Origin of the sequence: Paraburkholderia sp. CNPSo 3281 (assembly GCF_024206515.1) — a bacterium.
Lineage (GTDB): Bacteria > Pseudomonadota > Gammaproteobacteria > Burkholderiales > Burkholderiaceae > Paraburkholderia > Paraburkholderia nodosa.
The window spans coordinates 69,205-85,501 of record NZ_JAMBPS010000003.1 but is presented as its reverse complement, the minus strand read 5'-3'; the positions used below and the strand labels follow the sequence as shown (position 1 = coordinate 85,501).

At 65.2% G+C, this 16,297-nt stretch carries 14 protein-coding genes; 7 read left to right on the top strand and 7 right to left on the bottom strand.

Features of this window, described 5'->3' with window-relative positions:
• Positions 1-16 precede the first annotated feature (16 nt).
• Positions 17-220 carry a DUF1289 domain-containing protein gene (locus M3I56_RS04365; protein WP_028204006.1) on the bottom strand — a complete coding sequence of 68 codons (204 nt, stop codon included), beginning with the start codon at positions 218-220 and terminating at the stop codon, positions 17-19.
• A gap of 459 nt (positions 221-679) precedes the next feature.
• On the opposite strand from M3I56_RS04365, the gene M3I56_RS04360 reads away from it, so the two are divergent.
• From M3I56_RS04360 to M3I56_RS04345, 4 genes are all read left to right on the top strand, one after another.
• Complete coding sequence (locus tag M3I56_RS04360) at positions 680-1,780, top strand: polyamine ABC transporter substrate-binding protein (protein WP_254352716.1); 1,101 nt, start codon at positions 680-682, stop codon at positions 1,778-1,780.
• A gap of 120 nt (positions 1,781-1,900) precedes the next feature.
• Complete coding sequence (locus M3I56_RS04355) at positions 1,901-3,061, top strand: polyamine ABC transporter ATP-binding protein (RefSeq protein WP_302056661.1); 1,161 nt, start codon at positions 1,901-1,903, stop codon at positions 3,059-3,061.
• Positions 3,058-3,993, top strand: a complete 936-nt coding sequence (locus M3I56_RS04350; protein ID WP_254352715.1) for an ABC transporter permease subunit — start codon at positions 3,058-3,060, stop codon at positions 3,991-3,993. The genes M3I56_RS04355 and M3I56_RS04350 overlap by 4 nt, the downstream gene beginning before the upstream one ends.
• Entirely contained in the window at positions 3,990-4,808 is an 819-nt protein-coding gene (locus M3I56_RS04345; protein WP_254352714.1) for an ABC transporter permease subunit, read from the top strand. Before M3I56_RS04350 ends, M3I56_RS04345 begins: the two co-directional genes overlap by 4 nt.
• 83 nt (positions 4,809-4,891) lie before the next feature.
• Here the strand turns inward: M3I56_RS04345 and M3I56_RS04340 are convergent, their stop codons facing one another.
• The gene (locus M3I56_RS04340; RefSeq protein WP_254352713.1) at positions 4,892-6,313 is read right to left on the bottom strand and encodes a methyl-accepting chemotaxis protein; all 1,422 of its coding nucleotides are present in this window, start codon (positions 6,311-6,313) and stop codon (positions 4,892-4,894) included.
• A 256-nt stretch (positions 6,314-6,569) separates the two neighbouring features.
• Here M3I56_RS04340 and M3I56_RS40985 point away from each other — a divergent pair, with 256 nt between their 5' ends.
• Complete coding sequence (locus M3I56_RS40985; protein WP_256094777.1) at positions 6,570-6,701, top strand: hypothetical protein; 132 nt, start codon at positions 6,570-6,572, stop codon at positions 6,699-6,701.
• An 18-nt stretch (positions 6,702-6,719) separates the two neighbouring features.
• Entirely contained in the window at positions 6,720-7,490 is a 771-nt protein-coding gene (locus M3I56_RS04335) for a class I SAM-dependent methyltransferase (RefSeq protein WP_028204000.1), read from the top strand.
• On the opposite strand, the gene M3I56_RS04330 is transcribed toward M3I56_RS04335, so the two are convergent.
• The 4 genes from M3I56_RS04330 to M3I56_RS04315 form a co-directional block, all read right to left on the bottom strand.
• Entirely contained in the window at positions 7,487-8,977 is a 1,491-nt protein-coding gene (locus M3I56_RS04330; protein WP_254352712.1) for an NAD(P)/FAD-dependent oxidoreductase, read from the bottom strand. The genes M3I56_RS04335 and M3I56_RS04330 overlap by 4 nt on opposite strands.
• A 111-nt stretch (positions 8,978-9,088) precedes the next feature.
• Entirely contained in the window at positions 9,089-10,249 is a 1,161-nt protein-coding gene (locus M3I56_RS04325) for a tetratricopeptide repeat protein (protein ID WP_254352711.1), read from the bottom strand.
• 127 nt (positions 10,250-10,376) lie between these two features.
• A complete protein-coding gene (locus M3I56_RS04320) occupies positions 10,377-11,057 on the bottom strand; it encodes a PspA/IM30 family protein (protein WP_254352710.1) in 681 nt (226 codons plus the stop codon).
• Positions 11,058-11,456: 399 nt separating this feature from the next.
• Complete coding sequence (locus tag M3I56_RS04315; protein WP_254352709.1) at positions 11,457-12,110, bottom strand: hypothetical protein; 654 nt, start codon at positions 12,108-12,110, stop codon at positions 11,457-11,459.
• Positions 12,111-12,710: 600 nt separating this feature from the next.
• Here M3I56_RS04315 and M3I56_RS04310 point away from each other — a divergent pair.
• Complete coding sequence (locus M3I56_RS04310; RefSeq protein ID WP_254352708.1) at positions 12,711-15,239, top strand: penicillin-binding protein 1A; 2,529 nt, start codon at positions 12,711-12,713, stop codon at positions 15,237-15,239.
• A gap of 391 nt (positions 15,240-15,630) precedes the next feature.
• Here M3I56_RS04310 and M3I56_RS04305 read toward each other — a convergent pair whose 3' ends face one another.
• The gene (locus M3I56_RS04305; RefSeq protein ID WP_254352707.1) at positions 15,631-16,251 is read right to left on the bottom strand and encodes a 2-hydroxychromene-2-carboxylate isomerase; all 621 of its coding nucleotides are present in this window, start codon (positions 16,249-16,251) and stop codon (positions 15,631-15,633) included.
• Between the last annotated feature and the right edge of the window lie 46 nt (positions 16,252-16,297).

Below are 16,297 nucleotides of genomic sequence, written 5' to 3'. Positions count from 1 at the left end.
GTTTTTTTATCCGCGTTCAGGCGCGGTCTTTCTGGAAGCGCATGGCAGTGCCTTCGCGCTCGATGCGCTCCCACACGGCGCGCTTTTCCTCGTCGCTCAGAAAGACCCAGTTGGAGACTTCCACGGCGGTGCGCCCGCAGCCTTTGCAGACGTCGTCGAAGAGTGTCGAGCACACACCGATGCACGGGCTGTCGGGGAGGTCGTGGAGATTAGATGCCATTGAAGAGCCTTGGGGCGTGGCCGGGCGTCGCGCGCGCCGGCTTCGGTACGAAACGCCGCTATGTTAACCGATACGGAGGGGGGCGGCCGCCCGCGCCTCCATGTGAGCCGCGATGATGCGCGATGAATCGGCCACGCCACTGCAAGGCGATAGCAAGGTGAAGGGCGGCGCCGTGCCCCGCCGGTAGCAGGCCGTCGCGCGCATGCACTACCGGAGCGGTTTTTTGTGGACACGGCCCGTGAAACGGCTAAAATTGCGCGCGATTTACCGTCCGCGCGTGGCTTGCCGTTGTTCCATGGCCCATGTTCCGTTTGCGCGACACGCCCGCGTTTTATTTCTTGCCGGGCGGGTTTGATGGTAGGTTTTGGGAAAGTCAGGGGAGCCGTGCACAAGCGATACGGAGCACGGCACGAAGCGAGGCAGGCAGCCGGCCGGAGCCGGTCAGGATCGGAGAACGGGATGAAGAAAGGGGTTGTGGCGCAACTGGCCGCGCTCGCACTGTGCGCGGCGCCGTGGATGACGTCGGTGGCGAAGGACACGCAGCTGAACGTGTACAACTGGTCCGATTACATCGCCAAGGACACGATTCCGAACTTCACGAAGCAGACCGGTATTCAGGTCAAGTACGACAACTACGACAGCGACGACACGCTCCAGGCCAAGCTGCTCGCTGGCAACTCGGGCTACGACATCGTCGTGCCGACCAGCAACTACGCGGGCAAGCAGATCGCCGCCGGCATTTTTGCGCCGCTGGACAAGTCGAAGATCCCCAACCTCAAGTATCTCGATCCGCAGCTGATGGCGCTCGTCGCCGGCGCGGATCCGGGCAACAAGTATGCGGTGCCCTGGGCGTACGGCACGACGGGTCTTGCCTATAACGTCACGAAGGCGCAACAGATCCTCGGCAAGAACGTGCCGCTCGACAACTGGGACATCCTCTTCAAGCCCGAGAACATCTCGAAGCTGAAGGCCTGCGGCGTGTCCGTGCTCGACGCGCCGGACCAGATGTTCGCGGCCGCGCTGCACTACATCGGCCGTGATCCGCTTTCGACGAATCCGGACGACTATCGCGCCGCGCTCGCGATGATGAAGAAGATCCGCCCGTACATCACGCAGTTCAACTCGTCGGGCTACATCAACGACCTCGTGGGCGGCGACATCTGCTTCGCGTACGGCTGGTCGGGCGACGTCGTGATCGCCAAGCATCGCGCCATCGACGCGAAGAAGCCCTACAAGATCGAGTACTACATCCCGAAGGGCGGTGCGCCGATCTGGTTTGACGTGATGACCATCCCGAAGGATGCCCAGCACAAGGAAGCCGCGAACGAATGGATCAACTACATCGAGACGCCGCAGGTCCACGCGGCGATCACGAATGCGGTCTACTACCCGAGCGCGAACGCGGAGGCGCGCAAGTACGTGGACAAGGACATCGCCAACGACCCGGCCGTCTACCCGCCGCCCGAGGTCCTGAAGACGCTGTTCCTGCTCAAGCCGCTGCCGCCTGAGATCCAGCGCCTGCAGACGCGTCTGTGGACCGAGTTCAAGTCGGGCCGCTGACGCGCTCGCAGCGGTTGAAATTCGATCCTGTTTTACCCCGAGCCCTCGGCAAGATGCCGGGGGCTTTGTTCGTCAACCCCGTCCAGCATTCACGCAGAAACAGGCAGGGCAGAGAGAATCATGAGTGACCAGTCGAGCGCGCCGGCATCCGCCGGCTCGCTGCCTTCGGGCTTCACCGCGGCAGATTCGGCCGCGGACAACTTCGTGCAGATCGTCGATGTCGTCAAGAAGTTCGGTGAGACGGCAGCCGTTAAGGGCGTCAACCTGTCGGTGAAGAAGGGCGAGCTGTTCGCGCTGCTCGGTAGCTCGGGCTGCGGCAAGTCCACCTTGCTGCGCATGCTCGCGGGTCTCGAAACCGTGACGTCGGGCAAGATCCTGATCGACGGCGAGGATCTCGCGTCGATGCCGCCGTACCGCCGCCCGGTCAACATGATGTTCCAGTCGTACGCGCTCTTTCCGCACATGACGGTGGAGGCGAACGTGGGCTTCGGGCTGCGCCAGGAAGGCGTCAAGAAGGGCGAACTCAAGGATCGCGTGGCGACCGCGCTCGAACTCGTGCAGATGACGCGATTCGCCAGGCGCAAGCCGCACCAGCTCTCGGGCGGCCAGCAGCAGCGCGTGGCGCTCGCGCGTTCGCTCGTGAAGCGCCCCAAGCTGCTCCTGCTCGACGAGCCGATGTCGGCGCTCGACAAGCAGATTCGCCAGCGCACGCAAATCGAACTCGTCAACATTCTCGACAAGGTCGGTGTCACCTGCATCATGGTCACGCACGACCAGGAAGAAGCGATGACGATGGCGGGGCGCCTCGCGGTGATGAGCGAAGGCGAGATCGTCCAGCTCGGCACGCCGAACCAGGTCTACGAGTTCCCGAACAGCCGCTTCTCTGCGGAGTTCATTGGCTCGACTAATCTTTTCGATGGCAATGTGGTCGAGGACGAGCCTGACCACGTGTTCGTCGAGTGCGGCGAGCTGCCGGTGCGTCTCTACGTGAACCACGGCATCACCGGGCCGCTCGGCATGCCCGTGACGATCTCGGTGCGCCCAGAGCGTATCGCGCTCACGCGCAAGCCGCCCGAGGGCGTGTTCAACTGGGGCAAGGGCGTGGTCAAGAACATCGCCTACATGGGCGGCTACTCGCTCTATCACGTCAAGCTCGACTCGGGCAAGACGGTGATCGCGAACATGTCGAGCCTCGCGCTCTCCGAGATCGACTCGCCAACGTGGGAAGACGAAGTCTACGTGCGCTGGAGCGCTTCGGCTGGGGTGGTGCTGACGTCATGAGCGCCACGCCTTTGCGCAACATCCTGAACTGGCCGGCGAAGCGCTTCAACCTGACCGGGCGCACGGCCGTCGTGGCGGGCCCGTTTATCTGGCTGCTGCTGTTCTTCCTCGTGCCGTTCATCCTGGTGGTGAAGATCAGCTTCGCCGACCAGCAGCTCGGCATTCCGCCGTACACGGAGCTGACGTCGTTCGCGGATGGCGTCTGGCATATCGCGCTCGACTTTTCGCACTACGCGTTCCTGTTCCAGGACAGCCTGTATTTCGCGACCTACGTGAATTCGGTCGTGGTGGCGGCGATTTCGACGCTGCTATGCCTCATCATCGGCTATCCGATGGCGTATTACATCGCGCGCTCGAATCCGGCCTCGCGCAATATCCTCATGATGGCCGTGATGCTGCCGTTCTGGACGTCATTCCTGATCCGCGTGTACGCATGGATCGGCATCCTGAAGAACAACGGACTGCTGAACAATTTCCTGATGTCGATCGGCGTCATTCATTCGCCTATCGAGCTTTATCACACGAACACGGCGGTCTATATCGGCATGGTGTATTCGTATCTGCCGTTTCTCGTGATGCCGCTCTACGCGCACCTCGTGAAGATGGATCTCACGCTGCTCGAAGCCGCCTACGACCTCGGCGCGAAGCCGTGGCGCGCGTTCGTGGAGATCACGCTGCCGCTCTCGAAGAACGGCATCATCGCCGGCTGCCTGCTCGTGTTCATTCCGGCGGTGGGCGAGTACGTGATTCCTGAGCTGCTCGGCGGCGCGAACACGCTGATGATCGGCCGCGTCATGTGGAACGAGTTCTTCGACAATGCCGACTGGCCGATGGCCTCCGCGGTGACCTGCGCGATGGTGCTGCTGCTGCTCGTGCCGATGGCGCTGTTCCAGCACTACCAGGCGAAGGAACTGGAGGGCCGCGGCAAATGAAACCGAATCGGCTTCTGCAGTTCATCGCGCTCGGCCTCGGCTTCGCGTTCCTCTATATTCCGATCCTGAGCCTGATCGTCTACTCGTTCAACGAGTCGCAACTCGTGACGGTGTGGACGCGCTTTTCCACGCGTTGGTATCAGGCACTCGTTACCGACGATGAGTTGATCACCGCTGCGTGGCTCTCGCTGCGCATCGCGTTGATGACGGCGTTCGCCTCGGTGTTCATCGGCACGTGGGCGGGCTTCGTGCTCGCGCGCATGGGGCGCTTTCGCGGCTTCACGCTCTTCTCGGGCATGATCAACGCGCCGCTCGTGATTCCCGAAGTGATCCAGGGCATTTCGCTGCTGCTGCTCTTCGTGGAAATGGGCAAACTGATCGGCTGGCCCGCGGGGCGCGGCGTGTTCACGATCTGGATCGGCCACGTCATGCTGTGCATTTCGTACGTCGCCATCATCGTGCAGTCGCGCGTGCGCGAGTTGAACCCGTCGCTCGAAGAGGCTGCACTGGACCTTGGCGCAACGCCGTTCAAAGTGTTCTTCCAGATCACGCTGCCGCTCATCTCGCAGGCGCTTGCCGCGGGCTGGCTGCTGTCGTTCACGCTGTCGATCGACGATCTGGTGCTCTCGGCGTTTCTTTCGGGCCCGGGCTCGACCACGTTGCCGCTCGTGGTGTTCTCGCGCGTGCGCCTTGGCCTGAACCCGGAGATGAACGCGCTCGCCACGCTCTTCATCGCGGTCGTCACGGTGGGCGTGATCGCCGGCAACTACTTCATGCAGCGCGCGGAGCGCAAGCGGATGGCGTTGGCGGTCTGAGAGCCGCCGCGCTTCGAGGCGCATGCAAAAGCGGCGCGCGGGCAGCCATGCCCGCGCGCCGTTTGCTTTTTGCGGCGCAGTCGTTACAGCCGGTATCCCATACGAAACCCGCCCCAGTGCCGCCCGTTCACGAAGATCGGCGCGGAGGCGTCCTTCATCATCACGAACGTGCCGCCGCCCATGTCGCGACGGTAGGTTTGCAGCAGGAAGGGCTTGGTGTGCGAACCGGCGGCGCGCCCCGCGCGGTCGTTGAAAATTCGATGATTGCGGCAGTTCGCGGCGTTCCACACCGGGTCGGCGCCCTGCGGATGTGAGAACTTGCGATTGTGGGTCGGTATGTAGCCGCGCGGATCGATCGCTACGCAGAAGGCGACGCGTTCGTCGAACGTGAGCAGCGGTTCGAGGATCGGGGGCAACACCCGATCGGTGAAGGCCGTGAAGCGCGTCATATGCTGCTGCGGGTTCGTGTTCGGCACTGGCGCGTAGACGCTGTCGAACAGATCCGCTTCGCCGATCTCGCCACGCGCGAGCGCGCCTTCGAGCAGCTTGCTCACCTGGGCGGCGGCGCGCTGCACCGTCTCGATAAAGCGGGTGTCGTCGGTTTCCACACCGGTTGCGGCGGAAAGCTCGATGAGCGTTTCCGAGACCTCGAGCAGCTTGCCGAGCTGATCCTTTGCCTGCACAAAGTTGCGCCCCGAATCCTCGACGCCCGCGACCATCTCGCCCACCTGGCTTTCGAGCCCATCGCATTTCGTCTCGATCTCGCCCGTGAGCTGGGCGATCTGGCCGGCGTGCTCGTCGAGCTGCATGATCGCCTGGCCGGTGCTGTGCACGGCCTCGCCGATCGTGTGCGTGCCCTCGCGCACGCGATGCGCGCGTTCGGTGTTGGCGGTGCCCTCGGCAATGAGCTGCTCGGTCTGCTGCGTGAGTTGGCCGAGGGTTTTCTCGATCTGGCCGGTGGCCTGTGCAGTCTTGGCGGAGAGGTTCTTCACCTCGGCCGCGACCACGGCGAAGCTCTTGCCGGACTCGCCCGCGCGCGCCGCTTCGATGGCCGCGTTGAGCGCGAGAAGCTGGGTCTGCCGCGCGATCAGCGAGATTTCCTCGGAGACCTTCGAGACATGCGCGAGCGCGCTTTTGAGCGCCCGGATCTGCGTCTCGATGACGGTGACGCTCTCCACGAGACCGTGAATGTCGGCAAGCGAATCCTCGATGGTCTGCTGCGACTGCTGGACGGTGGCGGCGGTGCCGGTGCTCAGCGCGCGCATGGCGCGCGCGGCCGTGGCGATCTGATGGTTGCCGGCGAGCGTGTGGGCCGCCGACTCGCGCAGGGCGTGGCAGACGTCGGTCTGACGCTGCACGCGCGCGGCGACTTCGTCGACATGGCCCGCCACGTCGCAGATCTCGATACCGAGCCTGCCGGCGTGTGCGGCAATGTCGCCGACGACGCCGGCGGATTTTCCCGCGCGGCGGCGGCCGCGCAGACCCAGCAAACGCAAACGTGTCATCGGGTGTCTCCTTTGTCGATGGCGCGAGGCGCTTTAGCGCCTCGCGCCATCCCATGCAAAGCTGCCCGGTGCGGACAACTGCGGAAAGGCTGCGTGCCCGCTCGTCGGCAGGTCCGATCGCCGGGCTTTCTGAACTTGTTTACGGCGTGTAACACGGCGACTTGAGCGCAGGGGCAGCGCCTGGCGCTATGATCGGGAACTCGGGCGCTTCGAAAGCCGGCAATGAGGAGCAAAGGGGCGTCGCGACGGGAGCAAGATGATAGAAGCGATTTTCGGCGGGAGCGCGCCGCTCGCGCTCTGGCAGCAGCTGATCCAGCTCTGGGAGCTGATCGTGATGGTGTTGCGCTTCCTCTGGGAGCTGGTGAAGCTCCTCGGCGGCGGCGGTTGAACGACGAAAGGGCAGACGATGATCGACGATTCCACCCGGCGTTTCACCGACCGGGTCGCAGACTACGTGAAATTCCGGCCGACCTATCCACGCGAAGTGGCGACCTTCGTGCATGTGGAGTGCGGCATCGCGCCGGGCGCGCCCGTGGCCGATATCGGCGCGGGCACGGGCCTTTCCACGAAACTCTTTCTCGACGCGGGCCATCCGGTCACGGCCGTCGAGCCGAACGCAGCCATGCGCGCCGCGGCGGACGAGCTGCTGGGCGGCTATCCAGGCTATCGCAGCGTGGCGGGCACGGCGGAGGCGACGACGCTCGAAGCCGCGAGCGTGGACCTCGTGAGCGCCGCGCAGGCGTTCCACTGGTTCCACAAGACCGACACGCAGCGCGAATTCGCGCGCATCCTCAAGCCGCGCGGCAAGATCGTGCTGTTCTGGAACAGCCGCCTGCTCGAAGGCTCGGCGTTTCTGGCGGGCTACGAGGCGCTCCTGCAGCGTTTTTGCCCCGACTACGCACGGGTGGCCGAAACCTATCCCGACTCGGCCGCGATGGCCGACTGGTTCGGCGATGGCTTCGAGCATCAAACCGTGTTCCCGAACGCGCAACTGCTCGACTTCGATGGCCTGCGCGGACGGCTGATGTCATCGTCATACGCACCGCGCGCGGGCGATGAACGCCACGAGCCGATGCTCGCGGCGCTGCGCGAGCTGTTCGCAGCGACGCAAAAGGACGGCACCGTGAACTTCGCCTACGAGACGCGCGTGTACGCCGGGCATCCGCAGCGCGTCTAGCGCTCGAACGCGTAGTCGGCGGTGCGCACGCGGCGCGTTCTGCGGCGGAACATGAACGTGAAGCCGGGCCACAGCGCAGTGTTCTTGCCCGCCTGCGTGAGGTAGTAGCTGCGGCAGCCCGATTGCCACACGGTGCGCGCGAAGCGCGCTTGCACGCGCGCGTTCCAGCTTTGCTGCGCCTCGGCGCGTACCTCCATCGTGCGGGCGCCCGAGCGCTGCAGCGCGCGAATGCAGGCCGCGATATAGGCGATATGCGACTCGATCATGTAGATCATCGAGTTGTGCCCGAGCGCCGTGTTCGGCCCGATCACGAAGAAGAGATTCGGGAAGCCCGCGACGCTCGCGCCGAGGTAGGCCTCGGGGCCGTCGCGCCGCCACGTCTCGCCGAGATCCTGGCCGCCGACGCCCGTCACCTGGAAAGGCGCGTCCACATCGTTGACCTGGAAGCCCGTGCCGCAGACGATCGCGTCGTAAGGCCGATGCGTGCCGTCGGCGGTCACGATGCCGTCGGCGACGACCTCGCGGATCGCGTCGGTGACCAGCTCGACGTTAGGCTGCGCGAGGGTAGGGTAGTAGTCGCTCGAGAGCAGCACGCGCTTGCAGCCCAGCAGATAGTCGGGCGTGAGGCGCGCGCGCAGGCCGGGGTCTTTCACCTTGTGCGCGAGGTAGCTCAGCGCGAACTTCGTCGGCGTCTTGAGCAGGCGCGGCTCCACCGCGAAGCCAAGCGCGCGCGATTCGTGCTGCCAGTAAATCGCGGCGCGCGCCACGCGTTGCGCGAACGGCATGTGCCGGTAAATCCAGCGCCAGCGCTCGCTGATGGCGCGATCGCGCCGCGGCATGATCCACGGCGGCGTGCGCTGAAACACCGTGAGCTGCGCCGCGTGCGGCTGGATATGCGGCACGAACTGGATCGCGCTCGCACCGGTGCCGATCACGGCGATGCGCTTGCCTTCGAGCGCGTAGTCGTGGTCCCAGCGCGCCGAGTGGAAGAGCTTGCCTTCGAAGCGCTCGATGCCCGCGACATGCGGCAGCGCCGGGCGCGAGAGCGGACCGTTCGCGGCGATCACGATATCGGTTTCGATCGTCGTGATCGCGCCGTCGCGTTCGATCTCCACCTGCCAGACGCCGCGCGCCTCCAGGAAGCGCGCCGCGCGCACGCGCGAACGGTATGCGATGAAGCGCTCGACGTCGTACTTGTGCGCACAATGGCGCAGGTAGTCGAGAATTTCGTGCTGCGGTGCGAAGGTGCGCGTCCACGCCGGATTCAGCTCGAACGAAAACGAGTAGAGGTGCGAAGGAATATCGCAGGCGGCGCCCGGATAGGCGTTGTCGCGCCAGGTGCCGCCGAGGCCTTCGGCTGCCTCATAGATCGTGAACGAGTCCACGCCCATGCGACGCAGCCGGATCGCCATGCCGATGCCGGAAAAGCCGCTGCCGATGATGGCGATGCGCAGCGCGCCCAAGTTGCCGAGCGCTTCTTTGGCCATGTGTGCGTCCGCCGTTATGTGTGTTGTGCCGGGTTTGCGCCGATGCAAAACGGGCTCCCTGGAGGAGCCCGTCGTTGCTTTAGCGGCGTGCGCTGGGGAAACCTCAGGCGTTCAGGAGTTGTTCCAGTCGTCCGAGCTGTCGTTGCTGCCCATATCGACGCCGCCGCCGCCCGAGCCGTCGTCCCAGTCGTTCGAGCCCTGACCGAAGTCGAGGCCGCCGCCATTGTTGCCGTCGCGCTGAACCCGGCGGCCTTCGTCGTCGACGAACACATCGCGCTCGATCACACGGTCACGGCCATGGTTCAGTGCTTCGCCGAGCAGCACGCCCGTGAGCAGGCCACCCATGCCGCCCATGCCACCGCCGCCTTGCTGCACGATGACCTGCGGCGGTTGCTGGGGCGCCGCAGGCGGATACTGCGGCTGGCGTCCGAAGGCGGCGTCGGCTTCTCGTGCGTAGGTGGAGTTGCTGCCGTAGTCCGGCGCGGCAGGCTGCGCATTCGGATCGGGGCGGCCTTCGGCGCGCGCCTTGAGGCTCGCGAACTGGCGTTCGAGATCCTCGATCTCATACGGCGGCCGCGGATTCGCGCTGTTCGAGAGCGTTTCGACGAGGCTGCGCAACTGCGCTTCGAGTCCTTCGACTTCCTTTTCGAGCGCTTCGTGGCCGGGTGCGGTCGAGAGCTTTACGTCGAGCTTGAGCGAACGCACGCCGTTGAGCAGCTCGGTGGCGCGCTTGAGCTGGTCGCGGCGGTCGTCGCCGGCCTTCGCGTCTTCGGTGGACTTCGCGCGGCGCAGGGTCCAGCGCAGCACGAGCGCAATGCCGACAAACAAGATGGCGATACCGATCCACATGCCCATACCAGGACCTCGCTTTTGCGGCGCCGCCGCTTGCTGCTGCGCGAACGGGTTGTCCGCGCTGCTCGTCTTCACTGCGCCGGCGCGCGAGGCGTCGGAACGAATCTTCGCTTCGACCTGCGCGAAATGTTGCGGCTGGGTGAAGCGGATTTGCGGGTCGAGCGACTTCGCTTGCTCGACCTGGGCGAGCGCGTCACTGTAACGGCCTTCGCGGTCGAGCACCTGGGCGTAGAGATAGTGAGCGCGAGCGTTGTCCGGATGCGCCTGCAGGACTTCGGTCAGGCCGGAGTCGGCACGCTGCCAGTCGCCCTGGGACATCGCGGATTCGATCTGCTGCACGCCAGGCACGGCGAACGCAACGCCGCCCGTGAAGGCGAGCGACGCGACAGCGACGCTAGCAGCGGCAAGAAACTTTTTCATGTTGCAGGCCGGGCGGATTGACGCCCGTCTCCATGGCATTCGATACGGGGATGCGACGCTATCGGGCGCCTGCCGACCATGCCGGCAGCACGGACCATGCCGCGCCGCATCCAGCACCCCGGCACGTTTACTGTGCCGGCGTGTTCATCTGCTTCTTGAGCGCCTCGAGGCGCTCGTCTACCGACGGACCCTTGTTGAGCGCCGCGAGCTTGTCCTCGAGCGCCTTGCCGCTCGACTGATCGGACGAATTCAGCCGGGCGTCCGAGCGCGCGTTCGACAGCGCGACCTTGTCTTCCAGCTTCTGGAAGTCGCCATCGAGATTCTTCCCGCCGATGCCGCCCAGCGCCGTGGCCGCGACGTCCTTCGCCTGGGCGATCTGCTGCTTCGCCTGCAGGATGTTCGAGCGCGCGTTCAGATCGTTGCGGCGCTGCCGCATGTCGTCGATCTGCTGCTTCAGTTGATCGACCGACGGTTCGAGCTTCGCGAGTTCGCCCGCGAGCGCGTCGCGTTCGGCTTCGGCGGTTTGCTGCGCGCCGAGCGCTTCGCGTGCGAGCGCTTCGTCGCCCGATTGCAGCGCGCGCTTCGCGCCGTCTTCGTACTTCTTCGCCTTGTCGGCGGCCACATCGCGCTTGCTTTGCTGCGTCGCGACCTGCGCCTGGATCTCGACGAGCGAGTTCTCCGCGCGGGCGATGCTGTCATCGAGCTCACGCACGATCTGGCGCGCGTCGCGCGACGGATCCTGCACCGAGTCGGCCGCGTCGTTGAGCAGGCCCTTGACGGTGCGGGAGATGGAGTCGAAAAGCGACATGAATTCCTCCAGTGAAATAAGATCGGCCATGGCGGGCCGAGGTGCGTGCATGCGGTTTGGTTTCACGCGCCAGCCGGCTGCCAAATGGCTGATCCGTCTGCCAGCTTACGCCGCTTTGCGCCGGGCGCCCATGCACGGCGCAAATCGGGGCGAGTGCGGCAATTGCAATAGCGTGAACGGGTTTTCTTGCACGCGTGTGTTCATCAGAACGGGGCCTGGCTGCGCGGCTCGAAGCACCGCTGCAGGCCGGGCGCCGCCATCGATCGCGGATATTACACCACGGGCCGTCTTAAAAGGGACTTAAAGGAATTGGGCCCGCCCGGCGCTCGCGGGCGCGTGTGTAAGCGGGCGTTAAGCCGATTGTGACGCGTGCGTATGGTGGCGCAGATGCGGCGCGTGTCAGGCGTATTTGCCGCCTTCGGGGGCGGCGGCGTCGCTGCGGGCTTCGTCGCGTGGATCGTTTGCGTCGCGCCGCGAGCGGGCGAAGGGCGCCGAGCTCAGCGGCTGCAGCGGTTCAACGTCCAGCGATTGCGCAGCGCTCGCGTCGAGCGCGGCGCTTTCCGCTGCGGCGGCCGCTTCGGCGCTCAGCCGGGCGACAGCCTGGGCGATTTCACGCGCGGCATGGCTCACGTTCGTCTCTTCGGTGTGCGCGGCAGGCAGGGGGGTGTTTGGCGCTTGAGGCGTTGCCTCGTGGGTGGCGTCGCCGTGAACGGCCGCAGCCGCTTCGCCAGCCGTTTGCGCGTCGGCGGTCGCTGCATTCGTACCAATGGCATTCGCCGCGCCCGCAGGTGGCCGGAACGCGCCCGCACGGCCTGCGCGCAGCGGTTTCGCCGCCTTTTGCAGCACCTGGGCGAGGGCGTCGGGCTGACGAGGCGCGTTCAGCCGGTCGACGATGCTCGCGGCCTTCACCTGATCGCTCGTGGCGCTGAACGCGATCACGGCGCGGCGCATGAGTTCGCTGAGGCTGATGCCAAGTTCGTCGGCGGTGGCCGAGATCGCGCGCTTTTGCGCGGGCGTAACGAAGACGACGATGCGTTCGCTGGGCTTGTTCATGATCGACGGGCCGTTGGGTCGGCTTCGTATGACGTCGGTTTGCCTGCCTGCGCAACAGCTTTTTGTAAGAATGGATGCGTGCTCGCCTGGGCGCGGACAGGGGCGTGTAGCAGATCTTTCATCATAAAACGAGTGCGCCGATGCGCAATTGGAAGGTGCGCGGATAGGAACAACCCTGCCTGCAAGAATCTGCCGTCAAGAGCCGATCAGCGTCTAATTGTCGCGCGACAGATGGCGTGATTGCGAAATTTTTCGCGCATAAAGCCACAAACGACGCAAGCGAGCGCCTAGGCCGCCAAAAAATCGGGCAGGAAGCGTTTCCCAAGAAACTCTTACAAAAAAAGCGCGACCCGGCGCCCGCGATTTCTTTAGAATGCGCTGTTACATTTCGCGAATGGCGCCTGAACAGGCGTGTATTCGCCCGTGGCGTGCCGTAGTGCGCGCCGCGCGGCCGGACGGGGGCGTTGCCGGTCGCGCCGCGTCGCCGGGTTTGCGCCGGCGACGTCGTATGCCGCAGTGGCGCCATGACGCCGTGGTCGAGATCCATGCGCGCGAGTTGCGCGCAGCCGGCGCGCGCGAGACGCGCCCATCATTCCAGTCATGCCTATCATCAAACGACCGCCTTCACCGCAGTACCCGAACGAAGATCGGGAACCCTCCTTCAACAACGGGCGCCAGCCGCCTCGCCGGCCTGAATCGGGCGGCGGGTCCGGCGGTAACGGGCCGCGCGACGGGAGCCCGAAGCGGCGCTCCATCGGCACCACGCTCGCGCTCTGGTTCGTCGGCCTGATCGGCACGCTTTGCGTGGTCGGTGCGCTGCTCTTGGGCTACGCACTCGTCGTGATGGGGCCGCAACTGCCCTCGCTCGACGCGCTCACGAACTATCAGCCCAAGGTGCCGCTGCGCATCTATACCGCCGATCACGTGCTGATCGGCGAGTTCGGCGAAGAGCGTCGTCAACTCGTGCGCTTCCAGGATATTCCTGACATCCAAAAGAAGGCGGTGCTCGCCATCGAGGACTACCGGTTCTACGAGCACGGCGGCGTGGACTTCATCGGCATCCTGCGCGCCGGCGTGGCCGACCTGATGCACGGCGGCGCCTCGCAGGGTGCGAGCACGATCACGATGCAGGTGGCGCGCAACTTCTTCCTGTCGAGCGAGAAGACCTACACGCGTAAGGTCTACGAGATGCTGCTCGCCTACAAGATCGAGCGCGCACTCACAAAGGACCAGATTCTCGAGCTGTACATGAACCAGATTTATCTGGGGCAGCGCGCCTATGGTTTTTCGGCCGCCGCGCGCGTGTACTTCGGCAAGGACCTGAAGGACATCACGCTCGCCCAGGCGGCGATGCTCGCGGGCCTGCCGAAGGCGCCTTCGGCGTATAACCCGATCGTCAATCCGCACCGCGCGAAGATTCGCCAGGAGTACATCCTCAAGCGCATGCTCGACCTCGGCTACATCACGCAGGCGCAGTACGACGAAGCGATCAAGGAGCCGCTGCAGACGAAGACGGCCGGCACCGAGTACAACGTGCACGCCGAATACGTCGCGGAAATGGTGCGCCAGATGATGTACGCGCAGTACAAGGACGAGACCTATACGCGCGGCCTGACCGTGACGACGACGATCGATTCGGCCGACCAGGACGCCGCGTACGCGGCCGTGCGCAAGGGCGTGATGGACTACGAGCGCCGCCACGGCTATCGCGGACCGGAAGGCTTCGTGCAACTGCCCGCCGACGGCGACGACCGCGAGCAGGCGATCGAAGACGCGCTCACCGATCATCCGGACAACGGCGACCTCGTTTCGGCGGTCGTCACCGACGCGGGCCCGAAGTCGGTCACGGCGCAACAGCTCGACGGCACCTCGGTGACGGTGACGGGAGAGGGCCTGCGCTTCGTCGCGGCCGCGCTCTCGCCGCGCGCCTCGCAGGCACTGCGCATTCGCCCCGGCTCGATCGTGCGCCTGATGGAGGACGCGAAGGGCAACTGGCAGATCACGCAGCTGCCGCAGGTCGAAGGCGCGCTCGTCTCGCTCACGCCGCAGGACGGCGCGATCCGTGCGCTGATTGGCGGCTTCGACTTCAACAAGAACAAGTTCAATCACATCACGCAGGCATGGCGTCAGCCGGGTTCGAGCTTCAAGCCGTTCATCTACTCGGCCTCGCTCGAAAAGGGCCTCGGACCGGCGACGATCATCAACGACGCGCCGCTGTACTTCCCCCCCAGCACGCCGGGCGGCGATGCGTGGGAGCCGAAGGACGACGACCAGCCCGAAGGGCCGATGTCGATGCGCCTCGCGCTGCAGAAGTCGAAGAACCTCGTGTCGATCCGCATCCTTTCGTACATCGGCACGAAGTACGCGCAGGACTACGTGACGCAGCGTTTCGGCTTCGACGCGGACAAGACCCCGCCGTACCTGCCGATGGCGCTCGGCGCGGGCCTGGTTACGCCGCTGCAGTCGGCGGGCGCGTATAGCGTGTTCGCGAACGGCGGCTATCGCATCAACCCGTACCTGATCGCCGAAGTGGACGACGCGCGCGGCCAGCCGATCCTGCGCGCGCAGCCGCTGGTGGCGGGCCAGAATGCGCCGCAAACGCTTTCGCCGCGCAACGCGTTCGTGATGAACAGCCTGCTGCACTCGGTGGCGACGGCGGGCACGGGCGCCGGCACCAACGTGCTCCATCGCAACGACTTGCAGGGCAAGACGGGTACGACCAACGACGCCAAGGACGGCTGGTTCGCGGGTTATCAGCGCACGCTGGTCGCCGTGGCGTGGATGGGTTACGACCAGCCGAAGAGTCTCGGCAGCCGCGAATTCGGCGCGCAACTCGCGTTGCCGATCTGGGTGGAGTACATGCAGCGTGCGCTGCGCGGCGTGCCGCAGGAAGAGCCGGCGATGCCCGAGGGCCTCACGACGATCAACGACGAACTGTACTTCTCGGACATGACGCCGGGTAACGGCTTCGTGGCGAGCATCGGTCTGGACTCGGCGAACCCGGCGGGTGCGGCGAGCGATGCCAGCGGCGCGACCGGCAGCATGGGTCCGGGCGGCATGACGCCGCCGAACGTGACGACGACGGAGAAGAAGCAGATCATGGATCTGTTCGAATCGAACAAGCCTTGATGCTGGTTTGATGAGTTCTGCAGGATAAACACGGCGCGTCGGCAACGGCGCGCCGTTTTTTGTTTGGCGAGCGGAATTTCCTTGTGGGCCAATGGGTTGGTCGAGCTTTCCAGGGCTTTTCCACAGGGCTGTCAACGAAATCTGTGGGTAACTCTCGCGCCGACTTTTCCACAGTTTTTGTTGAAGCCCCTGTTCATAACCCTGGGATATCGAAGCTAACTGCCTGACGCCAAAGGCTTTGTACGCAGACGAGCGGTATGAGGCATCGCGCTTCAAAACACGCTGTCATCACGCAGTCCGAAGGTTTGGCTGTGCGAACCGCGCGAATACGTGACGGCCTGATATGCAGGAATACGAATGGCCCTATGGCAGTGAAGCGCGGAGATGAGGGCTACGCAATATCCCGGTTTCGCGGCGCGCAGAGCGCCGCCTCGATCGCGTCCTCCAGCCGGTCGTTGCCCCAGAACATTTCCGCGCCGACGAAAAACGTCGGTGCGCCGAAGATACCGAGATCGCGAGCCGCCTGGGTCCGCTCGCGCAGGCGCAGCCGGTTCGCCTCGCTGCCGGCTTCCTCGATGAGCCGCTGTGCCGGCAAGCCCAGCGCGGCGAGCAGGTGGGTGACCGCTTCGGGCGAATCGACTTCACGGTCGTCGCCATAGTTGCGCGTCATGACGGCGCGGCACCAGTCGGGCAGCCACGGCTCGTCGGCGGCGAGCACGGCGATGCGCGTCGCGAGCACGGTGCGGCGCGGAAACTCGGTGGGCTGTTGCCACGGCAGCGCGTATTTGCGGCACTCCCGCCGCATGTCCTGCCACACATAGGCGCCTTTTTCCTTCTGCACGACGAAGGGCGGACCTTCCCAGCCGAGTGCGTCGAGAATGGGGCCGAGGAGGAAGGGCCGCCAGTGAACCTCCACGCCACCTCGCGACGCGAGCGCGGCGATGCGCATCACGCTCAGATAGCTGTAGTTGCTGGCGAGGTCGAACCAGAAGTCGAGCGATGGGCGGGGCATGGTGTCGTCTCCGTGAAGCGGTTGCGCCGGCGTGAGCGGCGCTTGC

Bases quoted from the DNA above. Each gene is read 5' to 3' on its own strand.
- M3I56_RS04365 (WP_028204006.1), bottom strand. From the start codon at position 220: ATGGCATCTAATCTCCACGACCTCCCCGACAGCCCGTGCATCGGTGTG.
- M3I56_RS04360 (WP_254352716.1), top strand. From the start codon at position 680: ATGAAGAAAGGGGTTGTGGCGCAACTGGCCGCGCTCGCACTGTGCGCG.
- M3I56_RS04355 (WP_302056661.1), top strand. From the start codon at position 1,901: ATGAGTGACCAGTCGAGCGCGCCGGCATCCGCCGGCTCGCTGCCTTCG.
- M3I56_RS04350 (WP_254352715.1), top strand. From the start codon at position 3,058: ATGAGCGCCACGCCTTTGCGCAACATCCTGAACTGGCCGGCGAAGCGC.
- M3I56_RS04345 (WP_254352714.1), top strand. From the start codon at position 3,990: ATGAAACCGAATCGGCTTCTGCAGTTCATCGCGCTCGGCCTCGGCTTC.
- M3I56_RS04340 (WP_254352713.1), bottom strand. From the start codon at position 6,313: ATGACACGTTTGCGTTTGCTGGGTCTGCGCGGCCGCCGCCGCGCGGGA.
- M3I56_RS40985 (WP_256094777.1), top strand. From the start codon at position 6,570: ATGATAGAAGCGATTTTCGGCGGGAGCGCGCCGCTCGCGCTCTGGCAG.
- M3I56_RS04335 (WP_028204000.1), top strand. From the start codon at position 6,720: ATGATCGACGATTCCACCCGGCGTTTCACCGACCGGGTCGCAGACTAC.
- M3I56_RS04330 (WP_254352712.1), bottom strand. From the start codon at position 8,977: ATGGCCAAAGAAGCGCTCGGCAACTTGGGCGCGCTGCGCATCGCCATC.
- M3I56_RS04325 (WP_254352711.1), bottom strand. From the start codon at position 10,249: ATGAAAAAGTTTCTTGCCGCTGCTAGCGTCGCTGTCGCGTCGCTCGCC.
- M3I56_RS04320 (WP_254352710.1), bottom strand. From the start codon at position 11,057: ATGTCGCTTTTCGACTCCATCTCCCGCACCGTCAAGGGCCTGCTCAAC.
- M3I56_RS04315 (WP_254352709.1), bottom strand. From the start codon at position 12,110: ATGAACAAGCCCAGCGAACGCATCGTCGTCTTCGTTACGCCCGCGCAA.
- M3I56_RS04310 (WP_254352708.1), top strand. From the start codon at position 12,711: ATGCCTATCATCAAACGACCGCCTTCACCGCAGTACCCGAACGAAGAT.
- M3I56_RS04305 (WP_254352707.1), bottom strand. From the start codon at position 16,251: ATGCCCCGCCCATCGCTCGACTTCTGGTTCGACCTCGCCAGCAACTAC.